The organism is Salinispora fenicalii (genome assembly GCF_000514815.1).
GTDB lineage: Bacteria > Actinomycetota > Actinomycetes > Mycobacteriales > Micromonosporaceae > Micromonospora > Micromonospora fenicalii.
On the sequence record NZ_AZWQ01000025.1, the window covers coordinates 1 to 23,147 of the forward strand.

The 23,147-nt window shown below is 67.7% G+C and carries 25 protein-coding genes, 2 tRNA genes and 1 rRNA gene; 9 read left to right on the forward strand and 19 right to left on the reverse strand.

The genetic code is table 11. From position 1 onward, the window contains the following. Window positions 1-76, reverse strand: a 16S ribosomal RNA gene (locus B116_RS0113840); the annotation flags it as partial. 631 nt (window positions 77-707) lie between these two features. On the opposite strand from B116_RS0113840, the gene B116_RS0113845 reads away from it, so the two are divergent. Further along, window positions 708-929: a hypothetical protein gene (locus B116_RS0113845; RefSeq protein ID WP_026322049.1), complete on the forward strand. Its 222-nt coding sequence runs from the start codon at window positions 708-710 to the stop codon at window positions 927-929. A 73-nt stretch (window positions 930-1,002) separates the two neighbouring features. Here B116_RS0113845 and B116_RS0113850 read toward each other — a convergent pair whose 3' ends face one another. From B116_RS0113850 to B116_RS0113875, 6 genes are all read right to left on the reverse strand, one after another. Beyond that, window positions 1,003-1,809 carry a carbon-nitrogen hydrolase family protein gene (locus B116_RS0113850; RefSeq protein ID WP_027660419.1) on the reverse strand — a complete coding sequence of 269 codons (807 nt, stop codon included), beginning with the start codon at window positions 1,807-1,809 and terminating at the stop codon, window positions 1,003-1,005. 89 nt (window positions 1,810-1,898) lie between these two features. Next, the gene (gene clpX / locus B116_RS0113855; RefSeq protein WP_018724079.1) at window positions 1,899-3,188 is read right to left on the reverse strand and encodes an ATP-dependent Clp protease ATP-binding subunit ClpX; all 1,290 of its coding nucleotides are present in this window, start codon (window positions 3,186-3,188) and stop codon (window positions 1,899-1,901) included. A gap of 204 nt (window positions 3,189-3,392) precedes the next feature. Next, window positions 3,393-4,055 carry an ATP-dependent Clp protease proteolytic subunit gene (locus tag B116_RS0113860; RefSeq protein ID WP_012183908.1) on the reverse strand — a complete coding sequence of 221 codons (663 nt, stop codon included), beginning with the start codon at window positions 4,053-4,055 and terminating at the stop codon, window positions 3,393-3,395. 14 nt (window positions 4,056-4,069) lie between these two features. Beyond that, window positions 4,070-4,711 (reverse strand): ATP-dependent Clp protease proteolytic subunit, encoded by a 642-nt coding sequence (locus B116_RS0113865; protein WP_018216647.1) that lies wholly within the window; start codon window positions 4,709-4,711, stop codon window positions 4,070-4,072. A gap of 170 nt (window positions 4,712-4,881) precedes the next feature. Beyond that, window positions 4,882-6,228 (reverse strand): trigger factor, encoded by a 1,347-nt coding sequence (tig, locus tag B116_RS0113870; protein WP_018724078.1) that lies wholly within the window; start codon window positions 6,226-6,228, stop codon window positions 4,882-4,884. A gap of 143 nt (window positions 6,229-6,371) precedes the next feature. Beyond that, a tRNA-Pro gene (locus B116_RS0113875) sits at window positions 6,372-6,445 on the reverse strand. Window positions 6,446-6,726: 281 nt separating this feature from the next. On the opposite strand from B116_RS0113875, the gene B116_RS0113880 reads away from it, so the two are divergent. Then, window positions 6,727-6,800, forward strand: a tRNA-Gly gene (locus tag B116_RS0113880). 196 nt (window positions 6,801-6,996) lie between these two features. Here the strand turns inward: B116_RS0113880 and B116_RS26680 are convergent. Both B116_RS26680 and B116_RS0113885 read right to left on the reverse strand, forming a co-directional pair. After that, a complete protein-coding gene (locus B116_RS26680) occupies window positions 6,997-7,218 on the reverse strand; it encodes a helix-turn-helix domain-containing protein (RefSeq protein ID WP_223874579.1) in 222 nt (73 codons plus the stop codon). 227 nt (window positions 7,219-7,445) lie between these two features. Beyond that, a complete protein-coding gene (locus B116_RS0113885; protein ID WP_027660420.1) occupies window positions 7,446-7,859 on the reverse strand; it encodes a contact-dependent growth inhibition system immunity protein in 414 nt (137 codons plus the stop codon). Window positions 7,860-7,979: 120 nt separating this feature from the next. Between B116_RS0113885 and B116_RS25145 the strand changes: the two genes are divergently transcribed. The 4 genes from B116_RS25145 to B116_RS0113910 all read left to right on the forward strand — a co-directional run bounded on the left by B116_RS25145 (window position 7,980) and on the right by B116_RS0113910 (window position 12,367). Next, window positions 7,980-8,762 carry an XRE family transcriptional regulator gene (locus B116_RS25145; RefSeq protein ID WP_223874580.1) on the forward strand — a complete coding sequence of 261 codons (783 nt, stop codon included), beginning with the start codon at window positions 7,980-7,982 and terminating at the stop codon, window positions 8,760-8,762. Between the two features lie 912 nt (window positions 8,763-9,674). Further along, the gene (locus B116_RS0113900; protein ID WP_027660421.1) at window positions 9,675-10,598 is read left to right on the forward strand and encodes an adenosine kinase; all 924 of its coding nucleotides are present in this window, start codon (window positions 9,675-9,677) and stop codon (window positions 10,596-10,598) included. 287 nt (window positions 10,599-10,885) lie between these two features. Then, window positions 10,886-11,449, forward strand: coding sequence for a hypothetical protein (locus B116_RS0113905; protein ID WP_027660422.1), 564 nt, complete (start codon window positions 10,886-10,888; stop codon window positions 11,447-11,449). A gap of 399 nt (window positions 11,450-11,848) precedes the next feature. Further along, window positions 11,849-12,367, forward strand: coding sequence for a hypothetical protein (locus B116_RS0113910; RefSeq protein ID WP_223874582.1), 519 nt, complete (start codon window positions 11,849-11,851; stop codon window positions 12,365-12,367). A 52-nt stretch (window positions 12,368-12,419) separates the two neighbouring features. Here B116_RS0113910 and B116_RS0113915 read toward each other — a convergent pair whose 3' ends face one another. The 5 genes from B116_RS0113915 to B116_RS0113940 form a co-directional block, all read right to left on the reverse strand. Then, window positions 12,420-13,388: an NAD(P)-dependent alcohol dehydrogenase gene (locus B116_RS0113915; RefSeq protein ID WP_018724069.1), complete on the reverse strand. Its 969-nt coding sequence runs from the start codon at window positions 13,386-13,388 to the stop codon at window positions 12,420-12,422. 10 nt (window positions 13,389-13,398) lie between these two features. Further along, a complete protein-coding gene (locus tag B116_RS0113920) occupies window positions 13,399-13,680 on the reverse strand; it encodes a hypothetical protein (protein ID WP_033660542.1) in 282 nt (93 codons plus the stop codon). Beyond that, window positions 13,680-14,030, reverse strand: a complete 351-nt coding sequence (locus B116_RS0113925; protein ID WP_033665686.1) for an ArsR/SmtB family transcription factor — start codon at window positions 14,028-14,030, stop codon at window positions 13,680-13,682. Before B116_RS0113925 ends, B116_RS0113920 begins: the two co-directional genes overlap by 1 nt. A 124-nt stretch (window positions 14,031-14,154) precedes the next feature. Beyond that, on the reverse strand, window positions 14,155-14,478 hold the full coding sequence (locus tag B116_RS0113930; protein ID WP_027660424.1) for a DUF6059 family protein: 324 nt from the start codon (window positions 14,476-14,478) through the stop codon (window positions 14,155-14,157). Window positions 14,479-14,708: 230 nt separating this feature from the next. Beyond that, entirely contained in the window at window positions 14,709-15,350 is a 642-nt protein-coding gene (locus tag B116_RS0113940) for a hypothetical protein (RefSeq protein ID WP_027660425.1), read from the reverse strand. A gap of 133 nt (window positions 15,351-15,483) precedes the next feature. Between B116_RS0113940 and B116_RS0113945 the strand changes: the two genes are divergently transcribed. Together B116_RS0113945 and B116_RS0113950 are read left to right on the forward strand one after the other, a co-directional pair. After that, on the forward strand, window positions 15,484-16,713 hold the full coding sequence (locus B116_RS0113945; protein ID WP_027660426.1) for a GNAT family N-acetyltransferase: 1,230 nt from the start codon (window positions 15,484-15,486) through the stop codon (window positions 16,711-16,713). Window positions 16,714-16,735: 22 nt separating this feature from the next. Then, window positions 16,736-17,056, forward strand: a complete 321-nt coding sequence (locus B116_RS0113950) for a hypothetical protein (RefSeq protein ID WP_026322047.1) — start codon at window positions 16,736-16,738, stop codon at window positions 17,054-17,056. Window positions 17,057-17,066: 10 nt separating this feature from the next. Here the strand turns inward: B116_RS0113950 and B116_RS0113955 are convergent, their stop codons facing one another. From B116_RS0113955 to B116_RS0113965, 3 genes are all read right to left on the reverse strand, one after another. Next, complete coding sequence (locus B116_RS0113955; protein WP_018724063.1) at window positions 17,067-17,534, reverse strand: ribose-5-phosphate isomerase; 468 nt, start codon at window positions 17,532-17,534, stop codon at window positions 17,067-17,069. 106 nt (window positions 17,535-17,640) lie between these two features. Beyond that, window positions 17,641-18,855, reverse strand: a complete 1,215-nt coding sequence (locus B116_RS0113960; protein WP_027660427.1) for a DUF1015 family protein — start codon at window positions 18,853-18,855, stop codon at window positions 17,641-17,643. 122 nt (window positions 18,856-18,977) lie between these two features. Next, on the reverse strand, window positions 18,978-19,601 hold the full coding sequence (locus tag B116_RS0113965) for a mycothiol-dependent nitroreductase Rv2466c family protein (protein WP_027660428.1): 624 nt from the start codon (window positions 19,599-19,601) through the stop codon (window positions 18,978-18,980). A 214-nt stretch (window positions 19,602-19,815) separates the two neighbouring features. On the opposite strand from B116_RS0113965, the gene pepN reads away from it, so the two are divergent. Further along, window positions 19,816-22,362, forward strand: coding sequence for an aminopeptidase N (gene pepN, locus B116_RS0113970; RefSeq protein WP_027660429.1), 2,547 nt, complete (start codon window positions 19,816-19,818; stop codon window positions 22,360-22,362). Window positions 22,363-22,431: 69 nt separating this feature from the next. Here the strand turns inward: pepN and B116_RS0113975 are convergent, their stop codons facing one another. Both B116_RS0113975 and ctaJ read right to left on the reverse strand, forming a co-directional pair. Then, on the reverse strand, window positions 22,432-22,845 hold the full coding sequence (locus tag B116_RS0113975) for a DUF5130 family protein (protein WP_027660430.1): 414 nt from the start codon (window positions 22,843-22,845) through the stop codon (window positions 22,432-22,434). After that, a complete protein-coding gene (gene ctaJ, locus B116_RS0113980; protein WP_449619013.1) occupies window positions 22,832-23,137 on the reverse strand; it encodes an aa3-type cytochrome oxidase subunit CtaJ in 306 nt (101 codons plus the stop codon). The genes B116_RS0113975 and ctaJ overlap by 14 nt, the downstream gene beginning before the upstream one ends. Window positions 23,138-23,147 lie beyond the last annotated feature (10 nt).

Sequence of the window (23,147 nt, forward strand, 5' to 3'; positions counted from 1 at the left end):
GGCCTTTCCGCTCGACTTGCATGTGTTAAGCACGCCGCCAGCGTTCGTCCTGAGCCAGGATCAAACTCTCCAACAAAAACTTGAAGAAACATCCCAGCAACAAAATATTTGCTGCCAAATCCAGCCCAAGCCAACCCACCAAACAGCAGGCCAACCCAGACCAAAACGGCACTGGCTTTCCAAACACCCTGTTGAGTTCTCAAAGAACAACCACACACCATCAGAACCCCAAACCAGGGCCCCTCCAGAGGCAACCGCTCTAACCTACCCGGACCATTCCGCGATCGTCAACCTGACGATTCAGGCGACAAACTCGTCCTAGCCGGCCCACAATCACGCACGCCAATTTGGCGGTCGCTACTGTTGTGGGAATCGGCAGACCGGCCGACATCCGCTTCGCGGCTATCCGCCCGGCTCCTGCCGGCTTCAGTACTCTACCCGGTCGGCTTCGTGATTGCAACTCCGTCTCCGGAAGCGCCTCACACCGCCCGCGCCCAGCCCCGCTCGGCAATATCGCCACGGTCCTGGTGCCCGCTCTCTGCCGGTTTGCCCGGCTTCCCGCGTGCAAAGAGAAAGTTACGCGGATGTCCGGCAGAAGGCAAATCAAGATCCATCACTGGCACCAACTGGCGCGGTACACCTCCGGCAGCCGCCCCCTCAACCGCGTGCCGAAGACCGGAACCGCTCATCCGTGGGAGAGTGTCTGCATGGCCGAGCTGACAGCGACCCCGGTGCTAGCCGAGGACGCGCTACTCGGACTACTCCTGCCGTTCTGGCAAATCGTCATCGGCGCCTTCGTACTCGTCGTCCTAGTCCTGTCGATCGGCCGATTGGCTCGTCGGGGACCGTCCCGAATGACGACGGCGCTCCTGGTCACGGCCGCTGCCATCGTCGGCCTCGCAACGATCGGTGTGCTGCTTCAGGGCTGAGGACGGCCTACACCGAACAGCGGGCCCAACGACGAGCCGTGCGCCACCTGCGGCTCAGACCGCTCGGTCGGGCTCAGGAAAGCTGGAGACGACGGTTCGCCAGGCTCGGCAACTCGGTTCGGACCGTCCGCAACCGCTCCAGGTCGAGGTCGACAATCGCGAGCCCGGAACCATCCGGCACCTGGGCGAGCACCGTCCCCCAGGGATCAATCACCATGCTGCGCCCAAAGCAGGTACGGCTCGGCTCGTGGTCCCCCGTCTGGGCGGCAGCCGCAACGAAGCACTGGTTCTCGATGGCGCGGGCGCGCAACAGTACCTCCCAGTGGTCCCGCCCCGTGTGCAACATGAAAGCTGCCGGGACGAGGAGTAGGTCTGCCTCGCCGTCCGTGACGAGCTGGCGATAGAGCTCGGGGAAGCGAAGGTCGTAGCAGATCGACAGCCCGACCCGAATGCCCTCCACATCAACGACTACTGGCTGCGAGCCAGCAGCGACCGTGGCTGACTCCAGATACGACACCCGGCCGGGAATCTCCACGTCGTACAGGTGGATCTTGCGATAGGTGGCGGCGAGCGTCCCGGAACGATCGAACACCAGGCAGGTGTTGTACGAGTGTTCCGGGTCCGGCCCCCGCTCGTGGATCGAGCCAACGACGACCCAGATACCGAGCCGCTGCGCGACGTCGCCGAAGAACCGTCCGACCTCCCCGTCCACCGGCTCCGCGACCGGTTGCCCGGCGGCCGGACCGAGATAGTCGACGTACTCGGGGAGGATCGCGAGATCGGCACCGCCGGCCGCCGCACGTTCCAGCAAGGCTTCGGCGGCTACCAGATTCGTCCCTCGGTCATCCCGGGCGTTCAACTGGCAGACCGCAACTCGCATGGACTCAGGTTACGGGCAGGGGGGTCACAAGAACAGGACTCCGGAGCGTCGTCGAGGGTTTGGCTACCCCCCAGTGCGGACCGAACCGGTCACGCGGACTTCTCCTCACGCTCCCGCCGAGACCGCCGACTGGCGAACTCACGCGGAACGATCGTCGGGTTGACGTTCTCCAGCACCACTTCACGGTTGATCAGAACGCGGGCCGCGTCGGGGTTGCTGGGCACCTCGTACATCACCGAGAGTAGAACCTCCTCCATGATCGCGCGGAGGCCGCGGGCGCCGGTGCCACGGAGCATCGCCTGGTCGGCGATCGCCGCCAGCGCCGAAGGCTCGAACTCGAGCTCGACGCCGTCCAGCTCGAAGAGGCGCTGGTACTGCCGGACGAGCGCATTACGCGGCTCGGTGAGGATCTGCACCAGGGCCTCACGGTCGAGGCTGCGAACGTTGGTGATCACCGGAAGCCGACCGATGAACTCGGGGATCAGGCCGAACTTCAGCATGTCCTCCGGCATCACCTGGCTAAAGGTGTCGTCGGTTGACCGCTCCGAGACCGCCCGTAGCCGGGCACCGAAACCCGTGCCGCCATGGCCGGTACGCGCCTCAATGATCTGGTCGAGGCCCGCGAAGGCACCGCCGCAGATGAAGAGCACGTTGGTGGTGTCGATCTGAATGAACTCCTGGTGCGGATGCTTGCGGCCGCCCTGAGGAGGAACGCTCGCAACCGTCCCCTCCAGCATCTTGAGCAGCGCCTGCTGCACACCCTCACCGGACACATCGCGAGTAATCGACGGATTCTCCGACTTACGCGCGATCTTGTCGACCTCGTCGATATAGATGATCCCGGTCTCGGCGCGCTTGATGTCGTAGTCGGCGGCCTGGATCAGCTTGAGGAGGATGTTCTCGACGTCCTCCCCGACATATCCGGCCTCGGTCAGGGCAGTAGCGTCCGCGATGGCGAACGGCACATTGAGCATCCGGGCCAGGGTCTGCGCCAGGTGGGTCTTGCCGCACCCAGTAGGGCCAAGCAGCAGAATGTTGGACTTGGCCAACTCGACACTGTCCGCGCTGGGTGCACCGGCCGCCTCGGCCTGAATTCGCTTGTAGTGGTTGTAGACCGCGACGGCGAGAGCCTTCTTGGCCTGAGCCTGACCCACGACGTAACTATCGAGGAACTGGCAGATCTCCATCGGCTTGGGAAGCTCTTCCCACTTCACTTCGCCCGACTCGGCCAGCTCTTCCTCGATGATCTCGTTACAGAGATCGATACACTCGTCGCAGATGTAGACGCCGGGACCAGCGATAAGCTTCTTGACCTGCTTCTGCGATTTCCCACAGAAGGAGCACTTCAGTAGGTCGCCGCCGTCACCGATCCGTGCCACCTACAGTCTCCCTGCACTCATCGGCCACCGCTCCGGCCATGGCCCCCGGACACCGCGCGCCGCCCATCTCAGCTCCCCGCCGGCTCGACCGGCGAAGCGGTACAGACCCGACGTTACCCGCTGGCGCCGGTTTCTCCGACCCCTAATACGGGTGTGTCAGAGGTCGGTCGAGGCTCCCCCCGGCCGACCTCTGACCTGACCGGCTCAGCTAGCGGCGTTGGCGGCCAGCAAGCCCTTCTTACGGCTGGTGAGGATGGTGTCGACCAACCCGTACTCGCGGGACTCCTCGGCCGTCATAATCTTGTCTCGGTCGATATCCTTGCGGACCTTCTCCACCGGCTGATTACAGTGCCGGGAGAGCATCTCTTCCAACTGGGTACGCATCCGCAGAATCTCCCGGGCCTGGATCTCGATATCCGAGCCCTGCCCGTAGCCCCCCTCCGTGGCAGGCTGGTGGATGATGATCCGCGAATTCGGCAGTGCCATCCGCTTACCAGGCGTGCCGGCCGAGAGCAGCACCGCCGCTGCACTGGCCGCCTGCCCCAGGCAGACCGTCTGAATATCCGGCCGGACGTACTGCATGGTGTCGTAGATCGCCGTCATGGCCGTGAACGAACCACCCGGCGAGTTGATGTACATGATGATGTCGCGGTCCGGGTCCGTGCCCTCCAGCGTGAGCAGCTGGGCCATCACGTCGTTGGCCGACGCGTCATCCACCTGGACCCCGAGGAAGATGATCCGATCCTCGAAGAGCTTGTTGTACGGGTTAGATTCCTTCACCCCGTACGACGTGCGCTCGACGAATGACGGCAGGACATAGCGGTTGTGCACGGCCGCGAACTGCGGCGGCAGGCTCAGGTCGGTCATCGTCAGCTCCTCGCTCAGCTCAGGGTCCCGGCGCCTTCCGGAACCTGGGCGGCCCCGGTGATCACCTTGTCGATGAAGCCGTACTCCATGGCCTCCTGGGCGGTGAACCAACGGTCACGGTCCGAGTCCGCCTCGATCTCCGCCTGAGTCTGGCCGGTGTGGAAGGCGACCCGCTCCTGGAACATCCGCTTGGTGTAGAGCATCTGCTCCGCCTGGATAGCGATGTCCGAGGCGGTACCGCCCATGCCACCCGACGGCTGGTGCATCATGATCCGGGCGTGCGGTAGGGCGTACCGCTTGCCCTTGGTGCCGGCGCAGAGCAGCAGCTGGCCCATTGAGGCCGCCATACCCATTGCCACGGTGGACACGTCGTTGTCGATGAACTGCATCGTGTCGTAGATCGCCATGCCCGAGTAGACCGAGCCGCCCGGCGAGTTAATCCAGAGGTTGATGTCGCGGTCCGGGTCCTCCGCGGCGAGCAGCAGCAGCTGCGCGCAGATGCGGTTGGCGACCTGGTCGGTCACCTCACTGCCCAGGAAGATGATCCGCTCCTTGAGCAACCGGTTGTAGACCGAGTCGTCGAGGTTGCCAATGTTGTCGCCACCGCGGGCGTCGATCGCCCGGAGCGGCGTCGGTGGGATGTGCATGTCGGTCATGGCAGCCCTTCGCTCTCCGTACCGTCCTACCCGACACTAACGGCTCGACCGAGCGGCAGAACCCCGGTCGGGGCACTGTTCGCTCTCAGCGCAGCCCGGTCGGGCGTACCCGAAAACAGGTTTCGGCCGTCGCCCCAACCAACGGCAGGGACGGCGGCCGAAACCTACGATCATTCCGCGTGGGCGTGCGCGGCCTCGTTCTCGGCGCGCAGAGCGTCGAGGCTGACCGCCTCGCCAGCAGCGTCCTTGATCGTGATGCGATCCATGATCGAGGCCAGGGCCTTGCCCCGCCGGACGTCACCGAAGACCGCGCCGGCGGAACCGGCGCGGACCAGCTGGTCGTAGAACTGCTGCGGCGCCACCCCGGCGCGCTGCGCCCGGTGCACGATCTCGTGGCCGAACTCGTCGTCGGAGACCTGAATCTCCTCCGCGTCGGCGACGGTGTCCAGCAGGAGCTGGATCTTCACGCCCTGGGTGGCCGCCTCGGTCAGCTCGGTGTTGATCTGCTCCTCGGTCTTCTCCTCGGAGGCGAGGTACTCCTCCATCGAGGCACCGATCCGCTCGAGCTGATCCACCATCGCCGCCTTGCGGCTCTCGACCTCCTCGCGGACAACACCCTCCGGCGCCGGCACCTCGACCGTCTCGACAATCTGCTCGAGAGCCTTGTCGCGAGCGGCGTAGATCTGCTCGACCTGCTTGCTCCGGGTCACCCGCTCACGTACGTCGTCGCGAAGCTCCGCCATGGTGTCGAACTCGCTCGCCAGCTCGGCGAACTCGTCGTCCAGCTCCGGCAGCTCCTTCTCCTTGACCGTGCGGACGGTCACCGAGACCTCGGCGTCGCGGCCGGCGTAGTCCCCGCCGACGAGCTGCGTCGTGAAGGTGGTGCTCGCGTCGGCCGCCAGGCCGACGACAGCCTCGTCCAGGCCCGGCAGGAGCTGCTTGCTGCCGACCTCGTGCGAGAGGTTGGTCGCGGAGCCGCCCGGGACCTCCTCGCCGTCAACGGTCGCGTTCAGGTCGATCTGCACGAAGTCGCCCTCGGCGGCAGCCCGCTCGACGGTCTTCAGCGTCGCGAACCGCTCCCGCAGGCTCTGCACCTGCTCATCGATCTCGCTGTCATCGATCTTCAGCTCATCGACGGTCACCTCGACCGTCGACAGGTCGGGGAGGTTGAGCTCCGGCCGGATGTCCACCTCGGCGGTGAAGTTGAGCGAGTCGCCGTCCGCGAACTCGGTGATCTCGACCTCGGGACGGCCAAGCGTCTTCAGGTCGTGCTCGCGCACCGCCGACAGGATGTTCTGCGGGATGGCTTCCTGGACCGCCTCGTTGAGCACGGTGCCCCGGCCGACCCGCTGATCGATCACGGCGGCCGGTACCTTCCCCCGGCGGAAGCCGGGAACCTGGACCTGCTGGCCGATCTCCCGGTACGCCTTCTTGAGGCTCGGCTCGAGCTCGACGAACGGCACCTCGATGGCGAGCCGCACGCGCGTCGGGCTCAGAGTCTCGACGGTGCTCTTCACAGGCGTACTCCTTGACGGATCTTGGTGGTCTGGGCGCTGTCTACAGCCCATCGAGTGTAGGCGAGCCGGTACGGCCTGCAGGCGGTGCCCGGGAACCACACGCAGAACGGCGGTGCCCGGGTCGACCCGGCCGCGAACGACAGTCGGGGTGGCGGGATTTGAACCCACGGCCCCTCGCTCCCAAAGCGAGTGCGCTACCAAGCTGCGCCACACCCCGTGGCGGGAAGCAGTCTATGCCGTCCGCACCCACGCACAGTTCCCCGGGGCCATATCTGATCGCGTGTCCCGCCGTTGGGTCGCCCAACGGAGCCCACCGCCCGGCTCGTGGGGGACGGCAACAGCAGCCCGTCCGGTCGCACCGCACCACCCGGGAGCAGCACTGTCCCGAGCGCGCCCAGCCCGGGCCCGAGGTTCGTTCCCGACCACCGTCCTGGGCGGGCTGCGCAGAGATCGGCGGCATTGGGTACGCTGTCGGCGCGCCTCCACACGGGGGCCGTCGCGGGCGTAGCTCAATGGCAGAGCTTCAGTCTTCCAAACTGACGGTGCGGGTTCGATTCCCGTCGCCCGCTCCACCGCTTCCGGCCCAGGTCAACGGCGTCATCGCCGAACCTGGGCCGTTCTCGTTTCAGCTCTCTTTGATCTTCCGTGCCATTCGCGTGCCAGTAGCGCCGGCCGTGCCCGCTTCACGTGCCGTCCGGGTGGTCTTGCCTTTGGTCGACTTCTGCTTGGTCCTGCCCGCCGCACGTCGCCGAAACGCCGCCGGCCTTGCTACCCGCCATCAGGCCACATTCCCCCGGTAGTCATGTAACTGTGCCTAGTCATCGACATCCCCCGATTTGTCTCAATGTATGCAGCCACAGCGGACGCCTCGAAGCGCACCAGCCGACCGACCTTGACGAACGCGATCCGCCGCTCAGCCACCAGTCGGCGCACGAATCGCGGCGTTGCCTTCACGAGCGGCGACCTCGTCGGCGGGCAACAGCTCGTCATCCGTGCGATTTTGAGCGGAGCCCATGGTCGACGGGGCCACTGATCAAGGAGGCATCGGGACCGGAGCTGTAGGTCCTGGGTCCCATGACGAAACCGCCGTTCTATGGCCGGTCGATGGCGCGAGTCCTCCGGTGATCGTCGCCACTGCCGCCGGAGCCCAGGGATTCAACCAAGCGCTGGGTGTAATGCACCAGCTGGGATACGACAGGTGGGATCGCCTGCGACTCTCATCGATCAAGGAAGCGCTCCATGGCGTCGCGCAGCTGCCGGTTCGGGTCACGCCGTCTGCGTTCAGGTTCGAAGAACGAAGGGCTGGCAACGAGTTGAGCCACCGTAGACACCAGGCGCTCCCGTTCGGCTCGGAGATTGGACCAGGCCGAGTCCGGTAACCGCAGCACGTGAAAGAGCAGGTCGCCCGGACCGTAGTCGCCCTCGGCCAAGGGGTCTCGGAGTAAGACCTGCACCGCCAGCGGCAGCAAAGTTGACACCCCGATTTGCTGACCGAGCATGATGCGCAGATCTTCGACCGTGAACTCTGCTACTGGCTTGCGCCGCAGCTCAGCGCAGCGTCGGACGAGGAAGGTGCTGTTCGGGCCGGATTCCGGCCATTCGTCCAGCTCAAGCTGCTCGATGGTCGTCATGACGGTCAGGCTAGTAAGCCCGGTGCCTCTGAATGCGTGGAGTCGGCGACCTCCCGGGCAGGCTCGCTGGTGGCGTGCTGGTAGTGTCACCGCCCCGCCAACCGCCCCTAACATGCTCCGATGAGCGGTCTCGCAGCACAGCAGACACCGTTAGCCCGGCTGCTGTACCGCCGGTCCCTAGCCCCTTTCGCTTTGTCTCAGCGCACCAGCATCCCGCAGGCGCAGCTACAGGCGATCAGCGACGGCGACAGGCCGAGCCCCGGGCTACTTCGAGTCCTGGCGCCCGCCCTCAACCTGCACACCGCAGACCTGTTCGTCATCGCTGAGCTTCCCGTACCAGACGATTTGACCCCGCTGGACGGTGGTGCAGGTAGGTCCGTCGCTTCCCTTGTCCGGGCAGCAGCGCAGCTTCCATCGAAGCAACGCCACCGCCTGCACCAGATTGTTTGCTCGCTACCGCAGGCAAAGCGCAGACGGCAGTTCCCACCGACACCGGCCTATGACACGCACCCACCGGCCCCGGGGGCCATGATCCTGCGCCTGCTCCGTAACCGGAACCTGGATCTGCTGGGAACAGCCAAATGCCTCGCCGTGTTGACGCCCCACTACCTCGCCGCCTCCACGATCGGACGAATCGGCCGAGGCGATACGGAACTGACCACCGACCTACTCGCCAGCTTCGCTGCTCTGCTCGCCATAAGTGCCGAAGACCTGGCCGCGCTGACCGACCTCGGACCGCCCGGTACGACCAGGGCCAGCCTGGCAGCACGGGACGTGGCTGCACTGATCTGGGAAGCCCGACGCCTCACCGCAAGCCAGGTAGAAGATGTCGTGAGCGAGGCCGGCTCGATGCTGCACCGACTCGGTGGGCGGGACGAAAATTCCGTTCAGCACACGATATAGCTGTCCGCGATCTCGCGGCAGCTGCCGGGCAAGGGCAACTCTACATTGCGCACGTGCGCGAGCCATTGTCATCCGAGAGCGCAACTACTAGCTTCCCCGTGATCTTACTCTGCGGTCCCACCAAGGAACGCTGGACAGCAGTGGTGCTCCACGGCTGCTGTTGGTTCCGTCGGCGGACGCCGGCTTGGGCACGGTGGCTGAACATCAGAACAAGGTCGACGGCCGCCCCTCCATCGCACTGCTGTCGCTGGACTCACTCCGCGAGCCACCGAAGAAATTGATTCGAGTGCTCGCTACATATGCAGGACAGCGGTTCATCAACGGAACCTCAGACTCCGCAGTGGAAACAGATCTCCCGGTAGCCCGACCCGAGCCAGGAGACAACCAGGGCTCGCTTAGGCATTAACCAGCTCCTTGGTCGTGATCTGTCACCCAGTTCGTCAACTGCACAAGCTGATCCCGGAGTTCAGCAGGGCCACCAACCTGGACGTGGTCAACCCGGCTACCCCTACGCACCAGCCTTACGTATCCGGTCGGCCAAACCTCGGCGACGCCGAACGTCTCACCCAGCCTGAGCGTCACACTTGCCAAAGGATCAAATGGGGTTAGCAGTTCGTCTGGATCTGCGCCCCATGCCTCTTGGCTGATTCCGCGCACGTCCCAGCCTCGCTTGAGGGATCTGCACACCTCGACAATGGCAGGCAGGTCGAGCGGGTCCATGCCTGCACCGTACGACGAACGGGCCAGGATGACCACGAGGGTGATCAACCGTCACCTCTGATCATGGTCAGCGCAGTAGGGTCTCGCCGTGACCGCCAACACCATCGATCGGCTTGCCGCCGCTGTTGCCGGCCGTAGGCCGATCAACGGAACTCGCATCGTGGCAGTGGAGGCTTCCCCGGAGGAGCACCTGTGAGCACTGAGATCGACGTCCTTGTCCTGGGTGGCGCTGGCGTGGACACCATCGTCTACGCACCGCAGCTGCCCCTTCCGTTCGCCGACAGCTACCTGGTGCCGGCGATCACGACCCGCGCGGGACAGACCGGCGACTTCGTGGCGATGGCGGTCCACGCCCTGGGCCTGCGTACCCACCACATCGATGTGATCGGTGACGACCACGAGGGCGACTTGGTCCGCGCCCTGCACGCCGAGCGGGGCATCCCGCTCACCGTCCTTCCGCTGCGGGCCGGCACCCGCCGTGCGGTCAACCTCGTCGCCCCGGACGGACGGCGGCTGTCCCTGTACGACAGCAGCCGATCCGAGGCGGGGGACCGGCTCCCGGTGGAGACGGTCACCGCACTCGCCGCGGCGAGCCGGCACGCCCACGTGTCGATCACCTATCCGTGCGCCTTCGCCCTCCCCACGCTGCGCGCGGCGGGGGTAACCATCTCCACGGACCTGCACAACTGGGACGGCAACGAGCCCTACCACGAGGACTTCGCCTACGCGGCCGACCTCGTCTTCGTGTCGTCGGCCGCACTGACCGACCCCGAGCAGACGATGCGGCGCATCATCGAACGCGGCCAGGCCCGCACGGTCGTCGCCACCGCCGGAGCCGAGGGGGCGTACCTGCTGGTCGACGGCGAGTTCAGCCATGTTCCGGCGGTCGATCCGCCGGGGCCGATGGTGGACTCCAACGGTGCGGGCGACGCCTTCGCCGCAGGCTTCCTGCTCGGCTGGCTCGCAGGAGAGCCGGCGCAGCGGTGCGCCCTGTACGGCGCGATCTCCGGGGCCTACGCCTGTACCGTGGCGGCGACAAACGTCGACTCCATCGGCCGGGGTGCGCTGCTCGCCCGGGCGGCGGAACTGGACCCGCCCGTGGTCGGTGGTTGTTGACGTGGTCGACGTACTCGCCGATCGCGGTCAGTGCGTGGCGTGTCGCGGTGCCGGTCCCCGACCGGCACATCGGCCGACGATCACCACCCTCGCCAGACTGCCCAGCCGAGCCTTGACCTGCTCCAGCAGCGGGGCGAACGCCGGGATTCCTCGTCATCGACCCCGTACACCGTGGCTGACCGCTCACACGCACCTGGGCTACCAACCGTTCCCTCCGGGATAGCGAAGCCCACCCGCCATTGGTATGGTCCACTGCCGCATTGAAGGGTCCTGCCGGAAGGGCACCCATGTCCGACGACTTGCTCTACACCGGGGTCGTAGTTGCGCTGTTAACGACGGCCGTCCTGCTTGGCGGGAGGCTGGCCAAGCGGCGACACTGGCGACTTCTGCCCATGATGGGGGCCCTCACCGCATCGGTAATAGCGCTGACGGTGATCACGGGCCCGTTCGGTACGCGTTCGCTGGCGGTAACGCTGGCCGCCGCGCTCTGGGCTGCGGTCCTCTTCTCCACCGCAAGCTTGGTGCGACACTCGCACTCACTCCATGCGACCGTCGTCAGCGTGATTGGTGGTGCCATTGCGATTAACGCGGCGCTGGTTGCGTTTGTGGTAATGAGGTTCAGCTCGGCGGACGCCCCCCGGGAGTACGCCCTGCACTGGTTGCCCGCGATGCTGACCGGTGCGGTTACGGATCTGGGTGGGGTGCGCAGCGAGACCGAGACGCCGCTGTTGGTTGACATGTCCGAGGACGTCAGTTTGTTGCCGTTGCTGATGGTCTTGCTGACGGGCTTCACGCTCTCCTATGTCGTGCGACGAGGGGCCCTCACCCGTACGGCCGATGTTTCGGGGTGAACTGACGCCTTGACCCGGTGGGCGTCCTCCGCCCGGCGGCCTGGCGCGGCGAAGCCCCGTCTCGTTGATCTCGCGCCGACCAGAGGCCGGCGCCGTATCCGGCCCAAGACCCCCGTCGCCCCCACCGTGCCGGCGGTGCCCTCGCTGCGTCGGTCGTCGGTGTTCGCGGCGCTCCGGCTCAACGTTGCCCTCCCGGTGAATCGGCCCGTGGCTCGGGCCTATCATTCGCCGGGATGGCCGCTCGCGCGCTCCCGTACCCGCCGGTGCCACTGTCGAAGAAGTCAAGAGGTAGGAAGCGCTGTGGTCGGATCTACCGAGGTAGCCGTCCCTCACCCAACGTCGAGTCGCCTTGCCCGTACGGTCACTGAGGTGTTCGCGCCGGCGGTGTGGGCGACGGCCATGCCACTCGCCGTCGCCCTCCACGCCACCGCGCCGTCGTGGTTCGCCGGGCTCGGTTGGGGGCTGCTCGCCGTCCTGTTCGGCTCCCTCGTGCCGTACGGCATCATCTACTTCGGTGTACGCCGTGGCATGCTCACCGATCACCACATCGGCGTACGGGAACAGCGCCGCAAGCCGCTGGTCTACGGGCTGCTCTCCGTGCTCGCCGGCCTCGCCGTGCTGGTCTTGCTGGGTGCGCCACGGCCGCTTGTCGCGATGGTTGTCGTGATGTTCGCGGTCCTGCTGGTCACCACCGGGATCAACCAGGTGTGGAAGCTCAGCGCGCATGCCGCGGTGTCGGCTGGATCCGCTGGGGTGCTCATCAACGTCTTCGGCCCAGCACTGCTCGTCGTCGTCCCGGTCGTGGTGCTGGTCGCCTGGTCGCGGGTCCGGCTCCGCGATCACCGCGCCAGCCAGGTCGTCGCCGGAGCCGTCGTGGGTGCGCTGGTCGCGGTCCCCACGTTCCTCGTACTTTCGTAATCAGACCGGGGCCGAAGTGCGGTGCGACGTCGAGCGAGGGCGGACCGGCCGGTCAGACGGTGATGATGACCTTTCCCCGGGCGTGGCCTTCCTCCAGGTAGCTAATCGCCTCGGGCACCTCACTCAGAGGGTAGGTCCGGTCCAGGACCGGGGTGACCTTTCCGGATTCGAAGAGATCGCAGAGCGCTGTCAGGTCTTCCCGTTTGGGGCTCGCCACGAAGAACACCAGGCGTTGCCGTACGAACGGCGACAGGGCGAGCCCACGGAGCACGCGAGCCAGCGGGCCGAGAAGCCCGTCGCCTGAGCCGCTGTTCAGGATGAGTGTTCCCCGTGGGGTGAGCATGCGTCTGCAGGTGAGGAGTGGGTGGTTACCGACGTTGTCGAGGAGTACGTCGTAGCGTCGTCCACCGCGGGTGAACTCCTCTTTGGTGTAGTCGATGACGTGGTCGGCACCCAGATCGCGGACCAGCTCGACGTTCCGGCTGCTGCAGACCCCGGTCACCTCGGCTCCCAGCGCCTTGCCGATCTGCACGGCGAAGGTGCCCACGCCGCCCGCCGCGCCGTTGACCAGGAGCCGCTGACCGGGCTGCAGCCGCCCGTGGTGGCGTAGCGCCTGGTAGGCGGTGAGGGCGGCCACCGGCACCGAAGCAGCCTGTTCCAGGGTCAGGCTGGCCGGCTTCTTCAGCACTCCAGCGGTGTGGCGCATCGTGACGTACTCGGCGAGCGCCCCTTGCTTCAGGGCGAATACCTCGTCTCCTACCTGGAAGGTGGTGACGTTGCTGCCCACCGCTTCGACCTGCCCGGCCAGGTCGTGCCCGAGCGTGTTCGACTTGGGGCGGGTCAGCCCACCCTGCGCCCGGGTGATGTACGGGCTGCCGCGCATCATGTGCCAGTCCACCGGGTTCACTGAGGCTGCCCGTACCCGGATCAGTACGTCGTCGTCACCGACGGCAGGCATCTCGAGCTCCTCAAGGGTGAGGACCTCGGACGAGCCGTACGCGTAGAAACGGATTCCTTTCATCGGTTCCCTCTCATTCCACGCTGCGTAGTATGTGTTCGATCGATGCCGTACGGGTTCGTAGTTCGGCGAGGTCAACGGCGCTTCGCTGCTGGGCGTCGAGAGTGTTCTCAGCGAGCTTCTCGAACCGGTGTACGAGCTGACGCAGGTCGTCTGCTCGGGCGGCCGCCCGCTTCTCTTTTCGGCCCTCGAACAGCCCGACGATGACTAGGGCGACCAGGAAGGCCGCCACGATGACCACGACCAGCAGGAAGACAGTCGTTGGCCAGGACATTTCCCCTCCAAGCGGGTCCATTACGTTGACTCCTTGGGTGCGGGACCCTTCCCTGAATCCGGCATGGTGAGGGTCTGGGCCGCCTCGGCCACCGCCGATGCGGTCAGGTGCAGGTCAAAATCGGTGACTTCGTAGTACTTCATGGCTTTGCCATCGTCGGAGAGCTCGAGCCGGCCGGTGATCAGACCTGCCGCCTCCAGCCGCCGCAGATGCATGTGCAGGAGTGGACGACTCACCCCAATCTCGCGGGCCAACTGGCTCACGTAGTCACGGCGGCTGGCCAAGGTAGCGACGATGCGTAGTCGAATCGGATTAGCCAGCGCCGCCAGCATCTCGACCAGGTCGTCTCCGGTCGGTCCGCCCACTGCCACAAGATCCCTTCACGTGTCATCTTTTTCTTACACGTGAAACCCTAGCAGTCACCATCCCTGTCGGCAATGCTCAAGTGCGGGTGAGGACGATCAACGCAAGAGGACGATCAACGCCCGACGACGATCACCACAACTGGAGCCAGATCTGCCGCTCCTCGTCGGTGAGGGGCTGATCTGGGACGAGCCGCTCCGGGTGACCGGGCGGTGGCTGCTCAACGAGCGGTCCTGGGCCGGGCAGCGCCAACCGGCGGCCCCCACCGACCGGGGAAGGACTGTCGGCCGGGATGGAATCACCCTCCCAGCCGGCACCACCAGCCGCGGGCGCCGCGTCCCCCCACCGAGTCCGACCGCGCCGCAGAATCTCCCGGGGATCCATACCGATGACCGATGCCCCGAACAGACTCAGGCCGAACGCCATCTCGGCAGCGATTCGCCGGAGCCAACCCATCAGCCCGCCCCACCCTCAACCGGGGCGGCACGGTCGACACTCTCGTCGCTGAAACTGGTCAAAAGCCGACCCAGGTTCCCGTACGCAGGAAGCTGCGCAAGGTCCGCCGCGGCCAGCCCAACCACTGATGCGTACGTCAAGGGGCTCCTCGGGTCCGGCGCCAAGCTGAGCCGACCGATTTTCCCGAGCCCCACTCAACGCCGACTCAAGTCAGCGGAAGGAGGGCCCCGTCAGCTGTTGGTAATCCAGCTCCAGAACGAAACCACCCACTCGGTCTGCTTGAGCCACGCGAAGCCGAGACTGACGAGAAAGACGGCCGTCACCAGGTGCGCACCGCGGGCGCCGCGCCGCACCCGGCCCAGACGTTGCTCCAGCACCACCCGGCCAACCAGCCGGGCGAGGGCGAACAGCCCGACCGCCACCAGCAGGCTCAACAAAAAGATCAACAGTGGCGCGGCGAGGTTGCCGCCACCCGAAATCACCCAAATACCCCAACAAACGAACGCGAAGAGCGCTCCGCCGGCGCTCCACTCCCGGCCCGGACGCAGCTGCGCCAGGTGCCAGCTCATCGGCCGACGTGAAGCCCGCGCCTCCGGCCAGCCCGCCCCGACCTCCTCCTGCTCGACCACGGGGAACGGCGTGGTCCGACGGGTACCGGTCTGCCCTACCGAGGCCACCCCCCGCTGGAAGGCATCCGGCTGCGGCGGCACCCCGGCCTCCGGCTGCGGCGGCATCCCGCCTCCCCACTGCGGCGGCATCCCGCCTCCCCACTGCGGCGGCACCCCGACCCCGGGCTGCGGCGGCACCCCGACGCCTGGCTGCGGCGGCACCTCGACGGTCCGCTCGGCCCACGGTTGCGTCTGGTCGGCCATGTCGTCCCTCCCCTGGAGCAGACGGGGACCGGCGGGTCCCGTCTAACTATCGAGGGTAGCCAGGACACAAATTTGTCTCCGCTACGGACCACCGGGCCTGCCAGCCCCGGCTCAGTGCGCTAGACACAAAGCCATGACCTTCGTACCGAACTTCGGTGTCGCTCGTACCGAGGATCTCGAGGAGTTGGGCGAGCTGATCGGCAGCCTCTTTCACAGCAGCTTGGACGCCGAGTCACAGGCCGTCCAGCAGAGCCTCCTGGAGCCCGAGCGCACCCTGGTCGTCCGCGACAACACCGAGCTGGTGGCGACCGCCACCGCCTTCACCCGCGAACTGACCGTACCGGGGGCGCGCCTGCCCGCAGCGCACGTCAGCATGGTCGCAGTGGCGCCGACGCACCGCCGCCGTGGCCTGCTCACCGAGTTGATGCGGCGACAGCTCCGTGATGTACGCGATGTCGGCACCGAGCCGGTCGCGCTGCTGTGGGCCAGCGAAGGGCGGATCTACCCACGCTTCGGCTACGGCCTGGCCTGCCAGCAGTTGGTGGTGGAGTGTGAGACCACCGAGCTACGCCTCCCCGATCCCACCGCCGCTGAAGGTCGCCTCCGCCTGATCAAACCGGCGCACTGCCAGGGCGAGCTGGCCCGGGTTTACGACCGGGTTCGGCCCGACCGGCCCGGCTGGTCCAGCCGCAGCGAGGTGTGGTGGAACTATGTCCTGGCCGACCCGGCCGCCCGCCGGGAGGGGGCCACCGAACGTCGGGCTCTGCTGCACGAGGGCCCCAACGGCGTCAACGGGTACGCGCTCTTCCGCACCCGCCACGCCTGGGACGCGGTCGGGCCGAAAGCCGTCACCATGGTTGACGAGGTGGTGAGCGGCGACCCGGCCGCCAATCTGGCGATGTGGCGCCTGCTGCTCGCCCTCGACCTGACCCGCCGGCTCACGCTACGCGGCGTACCGCTGGACGACCCGCTGCTGCGGCTGCTCAACGAGCCACGTCGGCTCGACGCGCGGCTGACCGACGCCCTCTGGTTGCGGGTGGTGAATCTGCCAGCGGCCCTCTCCGCCCGACGGTACGCGACCTCGGTTGACGTGGTGCTGGAGGTCACCGACGACCTACTCGCGGAGAACACTGGCCGGTGGCGGCTCACCGGCGGGCTGGACGGGGCCAGCTGCGTACCCAGCACCGGGGCGGCCGACCTGGCCTGCGACGTCCGGGCCCTCGGTGAGCTGTACCTGGGCGGGACCGGGCTGGGCGAGCTAGCGGCGGCCGGTCGGGTTCGGGAACTGCGGCCCGGCGCTCTGGCCGCCACCGGACCGGCCTTCGGTTGGCAGCGGGCTCCCGCTGCCATGGAGATCTTCTGACGCCGCGGGGTACGGTCGATTGATGGGTGATATGGAGCGACGACGGCGGCGCCATCGGCAACCCGCTGACCGCGCTGCCGAGAGCCCGAGCCCGGCCGCCCAGACGGCGGCCGGGGGGCAGAGCGGCGGCCGGCCGCCCCGAGTCCGCCGGGGCAGCGCCGAAGAGAGCGAACGCGGACTGCGGGGCCTGGTCGGCTCTGGCTCGTCGCAGGTAAGCGTGACCGCGGCGATGCGGGCCCGGGACGCCACCCAACCGACGGAGCAGGACCTGGCGGAGGCGGAGGCTCGGGTGGTCCTGGTCCGCCGCAACTGGGTTCCGCGCGAGGACCTCCCCCGTCGGTGACCGGCCCGGTTTAGGGCAGTTCCGGGAGCTTCCGGGTGCGCTCGTAGTCGGCCACCTGGTCGATGCGGCGAACGTGACGTTGCTTTTCGGAGAACGGGGTGGTCAGGAACGCCTCGACGATGGCGGTGGCCTCATCGAGGGTGTGCTGCCGCCCGCCGATCGCGACGATGTTGGCGTTGTTGTGCTCCCGGGCCAGGTGCGCGGTATCGATGCTCCACGCCAGCGCGGCCCGAATACCGTCGATCTTGTTCGCGGCGATCTGCTCGCCGTTGCCGGAGCCTCCGATAACCACGCCGAGGCTACCCCGGTCGGCAACCACCCGGTCGCCTGTGTGTAGGCAGAATGCCGGGTAGTCGTCGTCCGGGTCGTAGGCGTGCGGGCCGACGTCAACCACGTCATACCCCTCCTTGGCCAGGTGGTTGGCCAAGTGCGCCTTCAGCTCGAAACCGGCGTGGTCGGATCCCAGGTAGACACGCATACCGGCAGTCTGACAGGGCTCGTCTCCGACCGACGCCCGTGGGTCGGTCGGAGACAACTTCCGCACAGTCCGGGACGACGTCAGACAGCCCGGGTTGAGTACGCGCCTACCTTCCGCCCTGTCCGGGCAGCAACTCGGCGACGACCAGTCCGCCCCGGGCCTTCGGGGTGAACCAGGTGCTCTTGCGGGGCATCTTCTCCCGCGCCAGGTTCACCGCGACGAAGTCGTCCACGGTCACCGGTGCGACAAGCACGGCCAGCTCGGCGCGGCCGGCGTCGACCTCACCGGTGAGCCAGCTCGCCGGGTAGTCGCCGCCGACGTAGGTGATCCGCTTGTCGCCCGGGTCCAGCCCCAGCGCGTCCCGCAGCAGCAACCGCTCGACCAGGGCATGGTCCAGGTTCTCCAGGCGCCCCGCGCCGACCTGGGGCAGGCGTACGGCGTACGCCGTATTGGGGAGCCGGAGGTGGATGGTGCCGCCGGCTGCCGGAACCTCGACCGGGCCGTCGATCGGCTCGATCTGGGCACCGGCGGCGCGTAGCCGATCCATCAGCTCTTCCGGGCTGGTGGTGAGCTCGTCAACCAACCGGTTGTACGGGGCGATGGCGACCGAGGCCGGCGTGGTGACCACGGCCAGAAAGCGCGGTAGCCCGCCGGTCTGGGCCGCGAGACTACGGTGGTTGCCGTCGGCGACGACCAGCTCGCCGCCACCGGCCAACGCGGTCAGCTCATCCTGCTGCTCGCCCGGACCGACCAGCCAGATGGCGTGCGTCCGCCCGGCCTGGTCGGTGTCGGTCGCGGCCGGCGCCCCGGCCCGGTCGGTCGCCGCCGCGAGGGCGGTGTGTAGCTCGTCGCCCCGGCCGGTCTGGAGCAGGAGCACCGGCGACAGCAGATGTCCCAGTGCCTCGGCCAAGGCCACCCGCTCGCGCACCTTGGCGATGAAGACATCCTCGTTCCGGATGACCAGACCCGGCTCGGCGGCGCTGGTGGAGATCTGGTCGGTATCGACCATGACGAACAGCCCGTACCCCGGCTCCTCCTGCGGCGCGCTGATTCGGTAGAGAACCACCACCTGCTCGGCGGGGGTGTAGCTGCCCGCCGCCTTCGCCTCGGCGAGCCGGGCTACCGCCTCCGGGAGCGCTTCGAGAAACGCCTTCCCCTGGCTCTCCGGGGCCCGGTGCGGCATCTCAATGCCGAGGGCGCTGTGTGGATTCACCGCAATGATCGAGGTGATCTCCGCGTCGTCGGCAAACTCGTCGTAGTTCTGCGCACCGGTGCCGCCAGTGGTGATCCAGGCCCGGGCGATTGGATGGGCGACCGTCATGTCCGCTGACGCTACCGGTATCGCTCACCTCCGGCGCCCCGGCCCACCCGCGGCGCACCGGAGCGACCGGCCGACACCGGCGGCACTGCGGGCCCGGCCATCCGCCCGGGCCCGCCTTACACTCAGTCGAAGATGGGGCCGAGCTCGCGGGAGCGCTTGAGTTCGAAGAACCCCGGCGTGCCGGCGACCAGCAGAACGCCGTCCCAGAGCCGGCCGGCCGCCTCGCCTCGGGGAGCCGGGGTCACGACCGGGCCGAAGAAGGCGACCGGGTTCCCGTCCGGGCCCGGGGCATGAATGACAGGGGTACCAACGTCGGTGCCGACCGGCCGCATACCCGCCTCATGACTGGCGCGCAGCGCTCCGTCGTACTCGGCGCTGTCAGCCGCCCCAGCCAGCTCCGGATCCAGTCCGGCGTCGGTCAGGGCAGCGGTGAACAGCTCCCCGGATAGCTGCTCGGACTGTAGATGGATCCGGTTACCCAACGCGGTGTACAGGTCCCGCAGCACCCCGGTGCCGTACCGCTGCTCGGCGGCGATACAGACCCGAACCGGGCCCCACCCGGACTTCATCAGCGCCTGGTACTCCGCGGGCAGGTCCCGGCCTTCGTTGAGAACAGACAGGCTCATCACGTGGAAGCGGATGTCCACGGCCCGGACCTGCTCAACCTCCAGCAGCCAACGAGAGGTGATCCACGCCCATGGGCAGATCGGGTCGAACCACATGTCGACGGCGACACGCTCACTCACAGTGAAGTCCCTTCACGACAGGTGCGCCGGTTCTCGGCGCCTGCACCTGATCTTCGCCCCAAGTACCCAGCTACAACACGGAAATGAGACCGTGACCTGGCCCACCCGCCGACCCGGGTGCGTGTAAGACTCGACTCGCGCGACCGCTACGAGCGGTTGCCCGACGACGCCGCGTCCGCGGCGAGACGAGAGATGGAGACGAACAGTGCCGGGAGTGCGCAACCTGACGCAGGCGGAGGCCACCGAGCGAAGCCGGCTACTCGACGTGACCGGGTACGACATCAACCTGGACTTGTCGAGCGCTGTGCAGGCCGAGGGTCACACGTTCCGGTCCCGGACCGAAGTCCGGTTCCAGTGCAGTGAGCCGGGTGTGAGTACCTTTATCGAGGTCGCCGCGCAGTCGGTACGGTCGGCCACCCTCAACGGCACCCCGCTGGAGCTGGGCGGCTGGTCGGCGGAGGAGGGGCTCACCCTGCCCGACCTGGCCGCCGAGAACACGCTCGTGGTGGACGCGGACTTCGCGTACTCCAACAGTGGTCAGGGGCTACACCGCACGGTGGATCCGGTCGACGGCGAGACCTACCTCTACAGCCAGTTCGAGACCGCAGACGCGCAACGGGTCTACGCGGCCTTCGACCAACCGGACCTGAAGAGTGTCTACACCTGGCACGCCACCGTGCCGGAGCACTGGAAGGTCGTCTCCAACATGCCCGTGGAGCGGGAGGAGCCGGCCGGCGAGAGTCTCAAGACGGTCCACTTCGCGGAGTCGGTGCGGATGAGCACCTACATCACCGCGCTCTGCGCGGGGCCCTACCACGAGGCGCGGGACAGCCACGACGGCATCGACCTGGGCGTCTTCGTCCGGGCGTCGATGGCGCAGTACCTGGACGCCGACGATCTCTTCCTGATCACGAAGCAGGGCTTCGACTTCTTCCACGCCCAGTTCGACATTCGGTACCCGCTGCCCAAGTACGACCAGCTCTGGGTGCCGGACTTCAACGCGGGCGCGATGGAGAACTTCGGCTGTGTCACGCACGCCGAGTCGGCGTACATCTTCCGGTCGCAGGTCACCGACTTCGAGTACGAGCAGCGCGCCAACACGATCCTGCACGAGCTGGCGCACATGTGGTTCGGTGACCTGGTCACCATGCGCTGGTGGAACGACCTCTGGCTGAACGAGTCATTCGCCGAGTGGGCCAGCCACTGGTGCAACACCCACGCGACCCGCTTCTCCGAGGCGTGGACCACCTTCCTGTCCCTGCGGAAGAACTGGGGCTACCGGCAGGACCAGCTCTCCTCCACCCACCCGGTCTACTGCGAGATGCCGGACCTGGAGGCGGTCGAGGTCAACTTCGACGGGATCACGTACGCCAAGGGTGCGAGCGTGCTCAAGCAGCTCGTCGCGTACGTGGGCGAGGAGCCGTTCGTGGCCGGGCTCCGGTCGTACTTCCGCAAGCACGCCTGGGGTAACGCCACCTTCGACGACCTGCTCTCCGAGTTGGAGGCGGCCTCCGGGCGAGAGCTGCGCAAGTTCGCCGCCCAGTGGCTGGAGACCGCCCAGGTGAACACGCTGCGCCCGGAGGTGACGATCGGCGCCGACGGCAGCTACCAGCGGGTCGTGGTCCGCCAGGAGGCGCCGGCCGACCACCCGACCCTGCGTACCCACCGAATCGGGGTGGGCCTCTACGACCGCACCGATGGCCGGCTGGTCCGCCGCGAACGGCTGGAAGTTGACGTCGTCGGTGAGACGACCGAGCTGACCGAGCTGGCCGGGGTTCCCGCCGCGGACGTGCTGCTGCTCAACGACGACGACTTGACCTACACCAAGCTGCGGCTCGACGAGCGGTCAATGGCCACCGTGGTGCAGCACATCAGCGGCTTCGAGTCGTCGCTGGCGCGGGCGCTGTGCTGGACTGCCGCGTGGGACATGATCCGCGACGCTGAGCTGGCCGCCCGGGACTACGTGGCGCTGGTGCTCGCCGGCCTCCCCGCCGAGGCCGACATCAACCTGGTCACCGCCACCCTGCGGCAGGTCACCACCGCGCTCACCTTCTACGCTGACCCAACGTGGGCACCGAGCGGCTGGGCCGACCTGGCTCGGACCGCGAAGACCGCCCTCGCCGCCGCCAAGCCGGGCAGCGGCTTCCAGCTCGCCTGGGCTCGGGCGTACGCCTCCGCCAGCCGGTCGGCTGAGGACCTGGCGACGTTGCGCGGCTGGCTGGAGGGGAACGACGTGCCGTCCGGGCTGCGCATGGACACCGAGCTGCGGTGGACGGTACTTACCGCGCTGGTGGCCAACGGCGCGGCCGGCCCCGACGACATCGAGGCGGAGCTGGCCACCGACCGCACCGCCAGCGGCGAGCGGGAAGCCGCGTACGCGCACGCGCTCGTGCCGACGCCGGAGAACAAGGCAGCCGTCTGGGCCCGGTTGACCGGTCCGGAGCCGCTGCCGAACTGGCGGCACCGCGCACTGTTGCGGGGCTTCGCCCACCCGACGCAGGTCGAGCTGGTCCGCCCCTACCGGGAGCGGTACTTCGCCACCATCGCGCAGGTCTGGGCCAGCCGGGACAGTGAGCCGGCGCAGGAGTTCGCCCTGCTGGCGTACCCGGCGTACCTGGTTGAGGAGGAGACCGTGGCGGCGACCGACGGGTGGCTGGCTGGCGAGGGCCAACCGGCACCGCTGCGGCGGCTGGTCGCCGAGGGCCGCGATGGCGTCGTCCGGGCCCTCAAGGCCCGGGCGCGGGACGCCCGAAGCGGCTGACATGCGTCGGCCCGGGGTCGGTGCGGAGCGTTCGCCCACACCGGCCCCGGGCCGAGTGCTTGCTGGGGGTCAGCAGCCCTTACCGGCGTGGCTGGCCAGCTGGTCGAGGCCGGTGACGATGCCACCGGTCAGGTCACCGCCACCGAAGGCCGCCACCATCGACAGCGCGGCGAGCCGCGCGTACGTGTCCGGGATGCGCCGGCGGGCGTGCTGGCCGGTGACGATCTCCAGCTGCCGCTGGTTCGGCGAGATCGCGATCAGGACCGACCGGTCGGGGTCGGCGAGCTGGCGGTGCCGCCGCTCGGCGTCTTCCCGGACCGGCTCCTCGAGGCCACCGACGAAGATCGAGAAGGTCAGCCCGGTGCTCTGGTCGGCCAGGCGCATGGCCTCATCAACCCGGAGCAGCTGGCGGGTCGAGAACGGGCCGTCCAGCTCCGGCGGGGCCGCCGTCTCAGACGACGACTGCAGCTCACCAACGGTCACTTGCGCCTCCGGTTCCACCGGCCGGCGCCTTCTGGCCGGCCTGCTCCTGCTTACGGCCCGACAGCGCGGGCGCCTGGGCGCCGGCGGCCAGTGCGGTGCCCGCCGAGTCGGCCAGCTCCTCCGGACTACTCAGGAACCAGACCGGAGTGAAGTCAAAGGGCCGGCCCGGCCGGTAGCGCTTGCCACCGCCACCTGCGCCGCGGCTGCTGGCGGCGTAGACCACACCAGCGATTATCAGCGCTGCTACCGCCGGGATTCCGACGAAGACCAGCAACGTATCGGTTACAGACAATCCCAACGCC